The following is a 10,390-nucleotide window of genomic DNA, read 5'->3' as shown; positions in this document are numbered from 1 at the left end:
ACGGTTCTCGTCCTCAAGAGCCTTCATCTGGCTCATCATCGAGGCGTCCATGCCCCCATACTTTGCCCGCCACTTGTAAAAACTGGCACTGCTGATGCCATGCTCCCGGCAAAGCTCAGGTACGGGGACACCGCCTTCCGCCTGGCGCAACACAGCCATGATTTGGGCTTCGGTAAATCGGCTCTTCTTCATCAAAATCTCCTCGAGCATCTTGCCGAGAAAATTCTACTTTTGAAGCCCCTTATTCGCGGGGAGGACTACCCATAGGCGTCGAAGACGCGATCGGGGAGATAGCTTTGACACGTATCCTTGATGTTGCGGGTGGTGAAGCTATCGACAACCAACACGACGTAACCCCATGAGACCAACCGTTTCGGCCATAGGTCTTTGACGCTGAAACGCATGCCTTCGCAGCCGTGCATGACGACGATCGCCGGGAACGGACCACTACCCTGGGGCCGGCTCAAATATCCCAGCAAGGGTGTGCCTTGCGGTTGGGGGAGATTTTCTCCCTGTTCACTAGCCTTGCGTATTCGAAGCGGGCTTAGTTTTACGGGCGCGCTTTCGAAGTGAACCAGTTCGTCGGCATCGGCCGGGTTTCCCGCAAGTGTGACGCCGAGAACAGCGACAAGGCCAAGAAAAAGTCTCGTGGTATTCACTGAACTTCTCCACCGTTTGATCAACAGCCTGCCATCAGCAAATTCCTCGCCTATCTTTCGACAGTATTGCCTGGACTGCAAGTCCCGCCGATGGAGGGCGTCTTCCGACCAAAGCGGCCGCTGGATTCCAGCAAACTTGGCATCAGTTGCTCATGGTGTCGTCAGTCCCGACTCTGCCGGCTGGCCGGAGCTATTTATCCATAAAACGGCATTATGTTATGCATTCAATACATCTGCCGCAATAGAACTTGCTGAGATAGGGTGCCCGTCAGTGAGGTGGGCTATCGGCATGGGCTGACGGCTCTCCCACAGAACAACGCCTGGCTGCCTGGTCGGTGGCCATGACAGGGAAGGGTTTGAAGCTCTATGTCTACAAAAGAAAAGCCACTTATCGCGATTGTCGGTGCAACGAGCAAACAGGGGCGCAGCGTAGCCGCGACACTCCTGCAGAGCCAACGTTTCCGTGTGCGCGCTTTCACCCGGAATAAGGATTCACCTGAAGCTTTAAGTCTGGAGAAACGCGGCGCTGAAATCGTCACCGTCCCTCTTGAACTTGGCTTTCAGAAGGACCTCGTTGCTGCCTTCAAAGGCGCGGACGGCGCGTTTCTGATGACACCGCCCATCGCCCCGCCGGAGACAATTGAGGCTCCTCTCGGCCGACAGCTGGCGGATGCCGCAGTTGAGGCCGGCGTCGGGCATATTGTTTTCAGCACCCTCGAGAATGTCGACAAGATCACCGGCGGGACGAAGTATGCGCCGCACTTCACCGACAAAGCGCGCGTCGCAGACTACATTCGCGGCCTGCCCATCTCTCATTCCTCCATCATGCTGGCATTCTTTTACACGAATCTTCTCGAGTATTATGTACCGCGTATGGAGGGCGATACTCTCCTCCTGCCGATCTATCTTCCTGAAGATTTCCGGGCGCCTTTTGTCGATCCGCTGACGGCAACCGGGCCGGCCGTTCTCGAAATTTTCTCCAACCCCGAGCGCTATCACGGGAAGACGCTGCCGATCGTCGGCGATATCATTTCTCCGCGCGAGATGATCGAAACCTTTCAGCGCGTGACCGGCCGCAAGGCCGAGTATCGAAACGCTTTCACCAGGGATGGCCTGCTGCAATATTTTCCGGATTTTGCCGCCAACGAACTTCTCGTTCGGGAGCTTCTGGGGATGGTCGAGTATGCCGTCGAATATGGCTATTTCGGCACGGAGCATGATCTCGAATGGAGCCGTCGCTTGAACCCCGACATGCTCAACTGGGAGCAATATCTGCGGACGACGGGGTGGCGCGGCGACAAGCGATCTTTCGGTCTATAAATTACGACGGCCGAATTCCCGGTAATTTGGAAACCTCGGCGACAAGAAAATCGACGAGAAGCCGAACGCGGGCAATGGCTGCGCGCTCGGGAACAATGAGCAAGCTCACGGGCACCGGCGAAGGACGATAGTCCCCAAGCACGACCTCGAGCTGACCGTTATCCAGGAGATCGTGGACCAGCCAGAGGTGTGTAGGGCCAATGCCGCGTCCAGCGGCAAAGGCTTCACGCGCCGCAAGCCCGTGGTCGACGCGCAATTTCCCGCTGACCGGGATCGCATGATTTGTGCCATTGGGAGAGGAAAGCAGGATCTGATCGCTCCCCGCCACATTCGACATCACCACGGTTTCGTATCGTGACAGATCGGCCGGGCGCTCCGGCCGTCCCTGGACGGACAAATAAGCCGGAGCGCCCACCAGCAGCCGATGGCTCTCTCCGAGCGCATGAAGCTTCATCGAACTATCGGCGAGAGGCCCGAGACGAAGTGCCACGTCAATGCCTTCGCGAACCAAGTCGATACGCTCATCCGTTAGGTTGAGGTCGACCCTGATGTCCGGATGCTTGTCCTGGAAGTCGAAGATGATGCGCGTGATGTGCATCACGCCGAGCGCTGCAGTACAAGAAAGCCGAACAGCCCCGGCGGGGGCCTGACGGGCATCTCTCGCTTCTTCAGCAGCCTGTTCGACCAGCCGTAATATCTGAAGGCAGTTCGCATAATAGCGGCTACCTTCGTCCGTAAGGGTGACACGACGCGTGGTTCGGCTGAGAAGAGGCACACCGACAGCCTCCTCAAGTTCATTGAGGTGCCGCGTCACGGTGGATTGACCGACACCCAGTTCTCTTGCGACCATCGACAGGTTGCCACGTTCGGCGACGCGAACAAAGGTGCGCATTCTGTCGAGAGACAGTCCCGCACTATCCATTTTTCAGCACAGTGATCCTCATTCAGTCGATATAGAGAATAATCCGGACTGTGCCTAGCTCCGGCATACGCCGACAGATCGGCCGCAGATTCCGGAGACGGATTAGCGCGTCGAGCCACGCGGGATGATCGAGAAGCCGCAATCGACCTTGTCCTCGCCAGGCGGCTCGTCGCGGATGGCGCGCAGCAGCATGTCGGCGACGCGGTAGCCGATATCGTAGCGCGGTATGTGCACCGTCGTCAGCGTCGGCTGGGTGAAGGCCGAAAATTCCAGATCGTTGAAGCCGCAGATGCCGACATCCTCCGGCACGCGGATGCCGCGCACGGCGCATTCGATGAGAACGCCGAGGGCCAGATCGTCGCTTTGGGCGAAGACGGCATCGACATCGGGCACGCGCTGCAGCAGGCGGGCAAACAACTCCCTGCCAAGGCCGGAGCTGTTTCCCTCATTTTCGCCAATGACGAGATCGGGATCGAAACGGCCGGCTTCCCGCATCGCGGCCTCATAACCTTCCTTCCGGCGGCGCGAGCGAATGTCCGTGCCGCGGCCCATGAAGCCTATCCTGCTATAACCCCTCGACAGCAGGAAGCGGGTAGGTTCGGCGCCGGCCGCATGATGATCGAGGCCGACGACCAGCGTCTGCGGCTCCTGGCTGAGATCGGTGATATGGGCAATCGGACAGGCAGCATTTTCGATCAGCGGTAGGAGATCGCGGTAGGATTCGGCCCCGGCGATGATGACGCCGGCCGGCTTCTGCGTCAGGAGGGATTTGAGCTGGCCCGCCTCCCCATCGACATGGTGGAGCGTATTGGAATATTGCACGGTAAATTCGCTGGCGCGGAAGCGATCCTCTATGCCGATCATGAGGCCGGCGAAGCCGTGGTGGTGTAAAGCGGGCGTGATGACGCCGACGACACCGTTGTGGCGGCCGGCCAGCGCCCGGGCGGCAAGATTGGGGATATAGCCCATCTCCTCCACCGTGCGCAGGATGACCTCGCGCAGATCCTCCGAGACGATTTCGGGATTGCGAAGCGCGCGCGAGATGGTGATGGGGCTCACTCCCACCCTTTTCGCCACATCGCTCAACTTCACATGCGCGCCGCGCCTGGCTTTCCGCCCCCGCTCCACTGCCGTCCTCATTGCCCCTTACACGTCGCCCGCGGACTCGCTTGTCCTCGAATCGCGGCCGTTACTTTCTGAAGAAGAAATAATTTAGAGTCCACTAACATTTTAAATTCTGCAACGAGATCTGGAAACGCAACGTCAAGCAAAGAGTGGCAGGTCATCTGCCGTGAAATTACGAGCGCATGCGGCGATCGGATCACGGCCGGCGGAGGTTAAGTCCATTATTTTCGGGATGAAACCGTCAGAGGAATGCGATGCGAGGGAGAATCGCGGCCGAGATTTCCGCAGCGCGGCGACAGGACCGGAAGCATCGGGAGTAAAGTTTAAATTCCAGTAATGTCTTACGAATTGGCAATATAAACATGATCAATATTTAATTTGCAAATCCACCGGACGGGATCATATGTATTCCCAGCGCGAATTCTTCTACTCCCTCCCCGTCGCCACAGCATTTCGACGACAGCGCGTTCTGAATAGAGGAATTGGCGCTGAACGCCATCCGACGCCAGGTCCCTGACATGGAACCACGACGCCATCAAAAGCCAACGCTCTCGCAAGGGACAATCACATGTCACATATTCTCCGTAAACATCGTGCCGCAGCGCTTGTCGGGGCCGCCATCATCGCCGGCGCGGCATGCCTGCCCTTAACCATCAACTCGTCCAACGCCTTTGCGGCACCTTCGGATACGGGCGGCGTTCTGGCCCCCAGCGGCTCCTTCGCGTCCATCGTCGACGCCGACAAGCCTGCGGTCGTCACCATCACCACGACCATGAAGGCGACCGACGTCAGCGCGGACCAGCAGGAATCGCCGATGGACGAGCAGTTCCGCCAGTTCTTCGAGGACCAGGGTATCCCGCTGCCGCACCCGGCGCCGCAACATCAAGGCTCCCAGCATGCGATGGCGCTCGGCTCCGGCTTCATTATCAGCCCTGACGGCGTGATCGTCACCAACAACCATGTCATCGACAATGCCGTCGACATCAAGGTGACGCTCGACGACGGCACCGAGCTTCCGGCCAAACTCATCGGCACCGATCCGAAATCCGACGTCGCCGTGTTGAAGATTGAGACGTCGAAACCGCTTCAAACCATTGCCTGGGGCGATTCCGACAAGCTGAAGCTCGGCGACCAGATCCTCGCGATCGGCAACCCCTTCGGCATCGGCACCACGGTGACAGCCGGCATCGTCTCGGCCCGCGGCCGCGACCTGCACAGCGGCCCCTATGACGATTTCATCCAGATCGACGCGCCGATCAACCATGGCAATTCCGGCGGACCCCTGGTCGATCGCAATGGCAATGTCGTCGGCATCAACACCGCCATCTATTCGCCGAACGGCGGCAGTGTCGGCGTCGGCTTCGCCATTCCCTCTGACGAGGCGAAGGCGATCGTCGCCAAGCTGCAGAAGGACGGCTCGATCGATCATGGCTATCTCGGCGTACAGATCCAGCCGGTGACGAAGGACGTCGCCGATGCCGTCGGGCTCGCCAAGACCGGCGGCGCGCTGGTTGCCGCCGTCACCGCCGATACGCCGGCGGCACGGGCCGGCCTGAGGCCGGGCGATATCGTCACATCGGTCGGCAGCGAAACCGTCAAGACGCCGAAGGACCTGTCACGCCTCGTGGCCGACCTTTCGCCAGGGGCCAAAGAATCCCTCAGCGTCTGGCGTGACGGCAAAACGATCGATCTCAACGTTATTGTCGGCGGCAATGAGAACAGCCAGAAACAGGCTGCGGCCGAAAGCCCCGACAGCCTGGGCCAGAACAGCGGCCAGCCGAGCCTCGGCATCGGCCTTGCCGACCTGACGCCCGACGTTCGCCAGCAACTCAACCTGCCGCGCAGCGCAAACGGTGCGGTGGTCGCCAGCGTCAACCCGGACAAGTCGGCGGCTGCCGCCGGCATTCAATCGGGCGACGTGATCGTCTCGGTGAACGACAAGCCGGTTCACAGCGCCCGCGACGTCAAGGCCGCGGTTGCCGAAGCCGGTAAGGCCGGCCGCAAATCGGTGCTGCTGCTTATCGAGCGCGGCGGCAACAAGACCTTCGTGGCCGTGCCGTTCACGGCTGCCTGAGGCAGCGCAATTTCTCAATGACCAAGAAAAGCCCGCGAAAGCGGGCTTTTCTGCCGATCCTCGACGGCCCCTATTTTCTACTCAGGAACTTTTCGGATTCCTTTCCCTGGCTCGGGGGCGCGATTTGCCCCTCTGACGGTTTGCCTCTTGCTGTTCTATGGCATCGGATTGCCTGCGCCGCGCGGCCTCCAATTGCTGCTTCGTCGGGAGATCATGATCGTAGGTGGGGTCGCTGAATGCCGTCGCGTTATCGAACGGACCTTTGTGTGTACGCGCCACGCCATACCGGTCGTGGTCGGCACCATCATCGGTCTCCGCTGACGGTGACCGCGCTTGACGAGCCTGCATTATGAGATCGTCGGCTGTAGGGCCTGACGTTACCCTTTTGTGCATGGAAGCGATGATCTTGCGTTTCCCGGCCCCGTCCTTTTGATCGGCGTGGTTCCAAGGCATGTCTTTTTCTTTCCTTCTTCGTCATGTCATCAGGGCTATCGGTCATCCACTGCTACGCATGGTCAGGAGCGTTGCAGCAAGACCAGCCTCACGGCATCTCGGACAATCGTTCAGGAAGCCTGGTTTTTGGAAAATGGTAACCCGCGGGCCGCAGTGGTGCGTTGGGACGCCCGGACGCTGTATATCGCGCGATACGATAGGCTTTCGTCGGCGCGCCGCCATCGTCCTGCCATCTTGCAAGAGAGCCGTCTTCCGTGGCCAAAGGAAGCGGCCCGGAACTCAATTGCGTTGCGAGATACATTTTCAGAGCCGATTTCAGTGCTGCCTCATCGACGATCCCCATCTGGAAACAATGAATGAGGAAACTTGTCGCGCTGATCTCATTGTCGTCTATCGCGTAGGTTTCGCCTCCGCGAAAGCCCGCTTTTCGAAGAATACGATCCAGCATCCTCAAATTGGCGACATCGAAAAATTGATGATTGGTGGAAGACATTGCGTCCTCCTTTGTTGGGGCTAGGGTTCGCGCCCCAAGCAGCGGTGCCCGTATCGTGGCCGCCGATGGATCAGCTTGCGCTCTTTGCCACCTGACCGCAACCTCATTCGGCGGCAGCTATTGATAATCCCGTGGCAAAGCCCATTTTAAAGAAAGGAGGATGCGCATCATGCAGTTCAACGGTGAAGCGACCCTCACAAAACCGTCGGCACTGGCGGTTTCGGAAAGGCGTGCGCTCATAGATCACCTGAGAGAGGTGATTGCAGCCCTGGCTCACGGGCTGGCAGCCGATGGATTACTGGAACTTGTGCCGCCTCTGCTTGAGATAAACAAAGTTCTCCGTGATATGACGGACGAAATTTCTCGTGCAGACCCTCTCTATTCCGATGAGATTATCACAGGCACGGTGCGCTTGATCAAGACATCTCAAGCTTTGCTTCATGACCGGGTCATCGTGCAGACTATCCATTGAGCCCCCTGCGGCGGTCGTCGGGACGAGCCGGCAGGCTGATCGCCGCATATCTGGCATCAAGCTGCTCATTCCCTCGTGCATGCAAATTCGTCGCCGGGTGCGAAGTTCCGCGCATCGGCTGGCGCCAGTTCCAAGGACAACCGCAATGGCACTTATTTTTCCCAACAGAAGCCGCAGTTTCGACGAAGCGAGAAAAGGTGTCCGCTTCACCGGATATGACGGCATGTTCGAAGTCAGGTTTCTGGTCGAAGAAGCCGCTCTCGGGGGCGCGCTCACTCGGAATTCTTCCGAAGCCGCCTATCTCAATGCTTTTGATGCCGCGCGCGCTTCCATTCTGGAGACTGCATCGAGAGTCTATCAACATCGACGCGGAAACAACTTCACGCTCAAAGCTGAAGATTTTCGCTGATCGCCGGACAGCGCATCGAGCAGGCAGGCTGGTAATCGCCGTCGTCCCGATGGCGCCGGCATGACAAGAGGACCAAAGCATATGGTTTTAACGCGATATCGTCCGAAAGACCTGAAGCTCGCACGTCGCCATATCGTGAAGGCTGCTCGCCGCATCGCCAAGCAGGAAACCATTGTCAAGAAACTATCTCTCAAAGGCAGTTCCGCGGGGTTGGCCTACGAGCTATTGGGCAGGCTTTACGACAATCAACGACAGCAACTCGACCGCCTGAAACTGATCGAAGCGATGGTTGAGGTGAAAGCATAACCCTGTGTGCACTTTGCCGGGCTTGCAATCGTGTCGCGTTTCGGCACGGCTTGTACCCGAGATGGCGAGAGCCCATATTTGCTATGGTGGCAGTTTGCGAACGGGCGCTGCTTCCAGGGGTGGTCAGAGTTCCCCAGCCCTAACAAAGGAGGGCATCATGTCTTCCACGACAAGCATCCATTCCTGGAAAGACCTGGCTCGGCATATCAGCCGGTTCAAGTATATTGAATTTCTGGTGAAATCGACGCCGGCAATCTGCCTGGGCTTTATCGTCTATATCGTCTTCAAGGACGTCTTTTGGTAGGCGCGGCAAGGCTGTTGCGGCGGGCGAAGAAGCGTCTTTGCTGCCGGCGAATGAAGGGTCCGTAACCCCGCCTACCGGAATTGGACAACGCAAATGCAACTGCGAGAAATGGGTGAACAAGACTGCCTTGCCTTTCTGGCAGGCCATACCCGTGGCCACCTGGCATGCCTGGGCGAAAAATATCCCTATATCGTTCCTATCCACTATGCCTATGAAAAAGCTCGTCTTTTGATGTTTTCTATGCCGGGTCTGAAGATTGACCGGCTCCGGGCCAATTCACCGGCATGTGTCCAGGTTGAAGAATTCGGCGAAAACCGAACGTGGAAGAGCGTGCTTGTTCAGGGCACTTATGATGAGCTGACCGATACGCCGGCCCGGCATGACGAACGCATCCACGCCTGGTCTCTTCTGCAAAAGCAACCGTTCTGGTGGGAACCCGGATCGCTTGTCTTGAACTCGGAGAGCGAAGACAGCCCTGCCCCGCCCATATTCTTCGCTATTTCGATTAACGTGGTATCGGGACGGCAAGTGGTTTAAGGTGCGAACCTTCAGACTTGCCGCACCTTCATGACAGACCCGTCAGTGCGGCGTTTGCTGCACGATGTATGGAACTCCAGACAAACACCTCCAGCTAAGCGCTGTCCGATACCAGCCTTCCCATAGGGGCGCGGATTGCTTGATGCACCTCACCGCGACGCGACCCGCTGAACCAGCATCGCGTTCAATGGCACGCGACCACCCACAGGGAAGAACGATGACAAACGCACCTGAGAATGAAGCCCTTTTCAACATCACCGGGCACTTCGTGCAAGAATTGAAGACCGTCCTCGAAAGCGAGAGGATTCTCGAAGGCACCGACTACGAAAACAGCGCCTTCGATGAAAAACGAAGAGTGGAAGGACTTCACCTGTTGCGCTTCCACAAGACCGCCACGGCGGCCCAGGCGACGCAGATCTGGGAAAAACATACGACAGGCAGATCCCATCGCTGATACGGAACGACGTCAATTCTTCGGCTGATATCGACCTAAGATTGCCGGTTCTCCGATCCTCGGTCGCCACGCAAATGGGTGTTGACCCGTGCTGAAATTGCGCGGCGTCCCGCTCAGCATTTCCATGAAAGGAAAAATCATGACCAGTGAGAAAACCAACAAGGTCCAGCCCCCCAAAGCTGCCGTGATTGAAGCACCCTACGAGGTCATCTACTTCGCGAAAAAACACCGGATTTCCCAAGAGGATGCCAGAGGCATCATCGAAAAATACGGCGCCAATCGCAAAGAGGCAGACAAGGCCGGCCGCCGCATCAGCGTCTAAAGGCGGAATGGCGACTGCGGAGTGGAACCGCAGCCGCCATCCGGTTGCGTCGATATCAGACGCTTGGAAACACAATCATCGGGCGAATTAACCCTACTGGCTTACCTTAACATCAGCATCCGCTTGAATACAGACTGTCCTGTGCCATCGTGTCTTTACGACAACGCGTCCGATCCCGCAGGCAGCGCTTACCGGGACCATAGCCTACCTTCCCCCGAAAGGCCGGCTTCACGCATAGGGGCTCAAACACCATCAAACGGAGGGTATGCCATGAACAACGTATTGGAATTTCGGGCAAAATGCCCGCATGTCGAAACCCTCTCGGATTGCCGGGAAGCGCTTGAATCGGCCGTGATGAAGGTCGTCGCCGACGCCGTCAGCAAGGGATATTCGCCTGCGGAAGCGGCGATGGTCGTTGCCGATATCGCCGACGATTACATTCTGATGCTGTCGCGGAAACTCCAGCATTGATACACTTTCGGGCTCGCGCCCATGGGCGGCGCGGGCCGTTGCGTGTGTAGGTCGGCGCGGAGCGCTGCG

Annotated in this window: 15 protein-coding genes and 1 pseudogene; 10 read left to right on the top strand and 6 right to left on the bottom strand. The window is 58.1% G+C overall.

Annotation, left to right across the window (positions count from 1 at the left end):
* Together EFD55_RS08045 and EFD55_RS08040 are read right to left on the bottom strand one after the other, a co-directional pair.
* Positions 1–192 (bottom strand): transposase (locus EFD55_RS08045; protein WP_148102902.1); only part of this gene is annotated, 192 nt, incomplete at its 3' end.
* Between the two features lie 68 nt (positions 193–260).
* Positions 261–659, bottom strand: a pseudogene (locus tag EFD55_RS08040) (dienelactone hydrolase family protein); the annotation flags it as partial.
* A 366-nt stretch (positions 660–1,025) separates the two neighbouring features.
* On the opposite strand from EFD55_RS08040, the gene EFD55_RS08035 reads away from it, so the two are divergent.
* On the top strand, positions 1,026–1,979 hold the full coding sequence (locus tag EFD55_RS08035) for an NmrA/HSCARG family protein (RefSeq protein WP_125844089.1): 954 nt from the start codon (positions 1,026–1,028) through the stop codon (positions 1,977–1,979).
* A 1-nt stretch (position 1,980) separates the two neighbouring features.
* On the opposite strand, the gene EFD55_RS08030 is transcribed toward EFD55_RS08035, so the two are convergent.
* Together EFD55_RS08030 and EFD55_RS08025 are read right to left on the bottom strand one after the other, a co-directional pair.
* Positions 1,981–2,901, bottom strand: a complete 921-nt coding sequence (locus EFD55_RS08030) for a LysR family transcriptional regulator (RefSeq protein ID WP_125844087.1) — start codon at positions 2,899–2,901, stop codon at positions 1,981–1,983.
* A 102-nt stretch (positions 2,902–3,003) separates the two neighbouring features.
* A complete protein-coding gene (locus tag EFD55_RS08025; protein WP_125844085.1) occupies positions 3,004–4,041 on the bottom strand; it encodes a LacI family DNA-binding transcriptional regulator in 1,038 nt (345 codons plus the stop codon).
* Positions 4,042–4,594: 553 nt separating this feature from the next.
* Between EFD55_RS08025 and EFD55_RS08020 the strand changes: the two genes are divergently transcribed.
* Entirely contained in the window at positions 4,595–6,100 is a 1,506-nt protein-coding gene (locus EFD55_RS08020) for a DegQ family serine endoprotease (RefSeq protein ID WP_125844083.1), read from the top strand.
* Positions 6,101–6,181: 81 nt separating this feature from the next.
* On the opposite strand, the gene EFD55_RS34275 is transcribed toward EFD55_RS08020, so the two are convergent.
* Both EFD55_RS34275 and EFD55_RS08010 read right to left on the bottom strand, forming a co-directional pair.
* Positions 6,182–6,553: a hypothetical protein gene (locus EFD55_RS34275; RefSeq protein ID WP_125844081.1), complete on the bottom strand. Its 372-nt coding sequence runs from the start codon at positions 6,551–6,553 to the stop codon at positions 6,182–6,184.
* 88 nt (positions 6,554–6,641) lie between these two features.
* Entirely contained in the window at positions 6,642–7,046 is a 405-nt protein-coding gene (locus EFD55_RS08010) for a hypothetical protein (RefSeq protein WP_125844079.1), read from the bottom strand.
* A gap of 169 nt (positions 7,047–7,215) precedes the next feature.
* Here EFD55_RS08010 and EFD55_RS08005 point away from each other — a divergent pair, with 169 nt between their 5' ends.
* The 8 genes from EFD55_RS08005 (at position 7,216) to EFD55_RS07975 (ending at position 10,321) form a co-directional block, all read left to right on the top strand.
* Positions 7,216–7,518 (top strand): hypothetical protein, encoded by a 303-nt coding sequence (locus EFD55_RS08005; RefSeq protein WP_125844077.1) that lies wholly within the window; start codon positions 7,216–7,218, stop codon positions 7,516–7,518.
* Positions 7,519–7,663: 145 nt separating this feature from the next.
* On the top strand, positions 7,664–7,927 hold the full coding sequence (locus EFD55_RS08000) for a DUF1488 family protein (protein WP_125844075.1): 264 nt from the start codon (positions 7,664–7,666) through the stop codon (positions 7,925–7,927).
* A gap of 81 nt (positions 7,928–8,008) precedes the next feature.
* Complete coding sequence (locus EFD55_RS07995) at positions 8,009–8,233, top strand: hypothetical protein (RefSeq protein WP_245438246.1); 225 nt, start codon at positions 8,009–8,011, stop codon at positions 8,231–8,233.
* A gap of 157 nt (positions 8,234–8,390) precedes the next feature.
* Positions 8,391–8,537 carry a hypothetical protein gene (locus EFD55_RS33080; RefSeq protein WP_164737530.1) on the top strand — a complete coding sequence of 49 codons (147 nt, stop codon included), beginning with the start codon at positions 8,391–8,393 and terminating at the stop codon, positions 8,535–8,537.
* A gap of 93 nt (positions 8,538–8,630) precedes the next feature.
* Entirely contained in the window at positions 8,631–9,074 is a 444-nt protein-coding gene (locus EFD55_RS07990; RefSeq protein ID WP_125844073.1) for a pyridoxamine 5'-phosphate oxidase family protein, read from the top strand.
* 217 nt (positions 9,075–9,291) lie between these two features.
* Positions 9,292–9,528, top strand: coding sequence for a hypothetical protein (locus EFD55_RS07985; protein ID WP_125844071.1), 237 nt, complete (start codon positions 9,292–9,294; stop codon positions 9,526–9,528).
* A 139-nt stretch (positions 9,529–9,667) separates the two neighbouring features.
* On the top strand, positions 9,668–9,850 hold the full coding sequence (locus tag EFD55_RS07980; protein WP_125844069.1) for a DUF3606 domain-containing protein: 183 nt from the start codon (positions 9,668–9,670) through the stop codon (positions 9,848–9,850).
* Between the two features lie 270 nt (positions 9,851–10,120).
* Positions 10,121–10,321 (top strand): hypothetical protein, encoded by a 201-nt coding sequence (locus tag EFD55_RS07975; protein ID WP_125844067.1) that lies wholly within the window; start codon positions 10,121–10,123, stop codon positions 10,319–10,321.
* The last annotated feature ends 69 nt before the right edge of the window (positions 10,322–10,390 follow it).

This window comes from Rhizobium pisi (assembly GCF_003938655.1).
Lineage (GTDB): Bacteria > Pseudomonadota > Alphaproteobacteria > Rhizobiales > Rhizobiaceae > Rhizobium > Rhizobium pisi.
Note: the sequence above shows the minus strand (reverse complement) of the source record. Positions and strands in the feature narration are given on the sequence as shown.

Bases quoted from the DNA above. Each gene is read 5' to 3' on its own strand.
- EFD55_RS08035 (WP_125844089.1), top strand. From the start codon at position 1,026: ATGTCTACAAAAGAAAAGCCACTTATCGCGATTGTCGGTGCAACGAGC.
- EFD55_RS08030 (WP_125844087.1), bottom strand. From the start codon at position 2,901: ATGGATAGTGCGGGACTGTCTCTCGACAGAATGCGCACCTTTGTTCGC.
- EFD55_RS08025 (WP_125844085.1), bottom strand. From the start codon at position 4,041: ATGAGGACGGCAGTGGAGCGGGGGCGGAAAGCCAGGCGCGGCGCGCAT.
- EFD55_RS08020 (WP_125844083.1), top strand. From the start codon at position 4,595: ATGTCACATATTCTCCGTAAACATCGTGCCGCAGCGCTTGTCGGGGCC.
- EFD55_RS34275 (WP_125844081.1), bottom strand. From the start codon at position 6,553: ATGCCTTGGAACCACGCCGATCAAAAGGACGGGGCCGGGAAACGCAAG.
- EFD55_RS08010 (WP_125844079.1), bottom strand. From the start codon at position 7,046: ATGTCTTCCACCAATCATCAATTTTTCGATGTCGCCAATTTGAGGATG.
- EFD55_RS08005 (WP_125844077.1), top strand. From the start codon at position 7,216: ATGCAGTTCAACGGTGAAGCGACCCTCACAAAACCGTCGGCACTGGCG.
- EFD55_RS08000 (WP_125844075.1), top strand. From the start codon at position 7,664: ATGGCACTTATTTTTCCCAACAGAAGCCGCAGTTTCGACGAAGCGAGA.
- EFD55_RS07995 (WP_245438246.1), top strand. From the start codon at position 8,009: ATGGTTTTAACGCGATATCGTCCGAAAGACCTGAAGCTCGCACGTCGC.
- EFD55_RS33080 (WP_164737530.1), top strand. From the start codon at position 8,391: ATGTCTTCCACGACAAGCATCCATTCCTGGAAAGACCTGGCTCGGCAT.
- EFD55_RS07990 (WP_125844073.1), top strand. From the start codon at position 8,631: ATGCAACTGCGAGAAATGGGTGAACAAGACTGCCTTGCCTTTCTGGCA.
- EFD55_RS07985 (WP_125844071.1), top strand. From the start codon at position 9,292: ATGACAAACGCACCTGAGAATGAAGCCCTTTTCAACATCACCGGGCAC.
- EFD55_RS07980 (WP_125844069.1), top strand. From the start codon at position 9,668: ATGACCAGTGAGAAAACCAACAAGGTCCAGCCCCCCAAAGCTGCCGTG.
- EFD55_RS07975 (WP_125844067.1), top strand. From the start codon at position 10,121: ATGAACAACGTATTGGAATTTCGGGCAAAATGCCCGCATGTCGAAACC.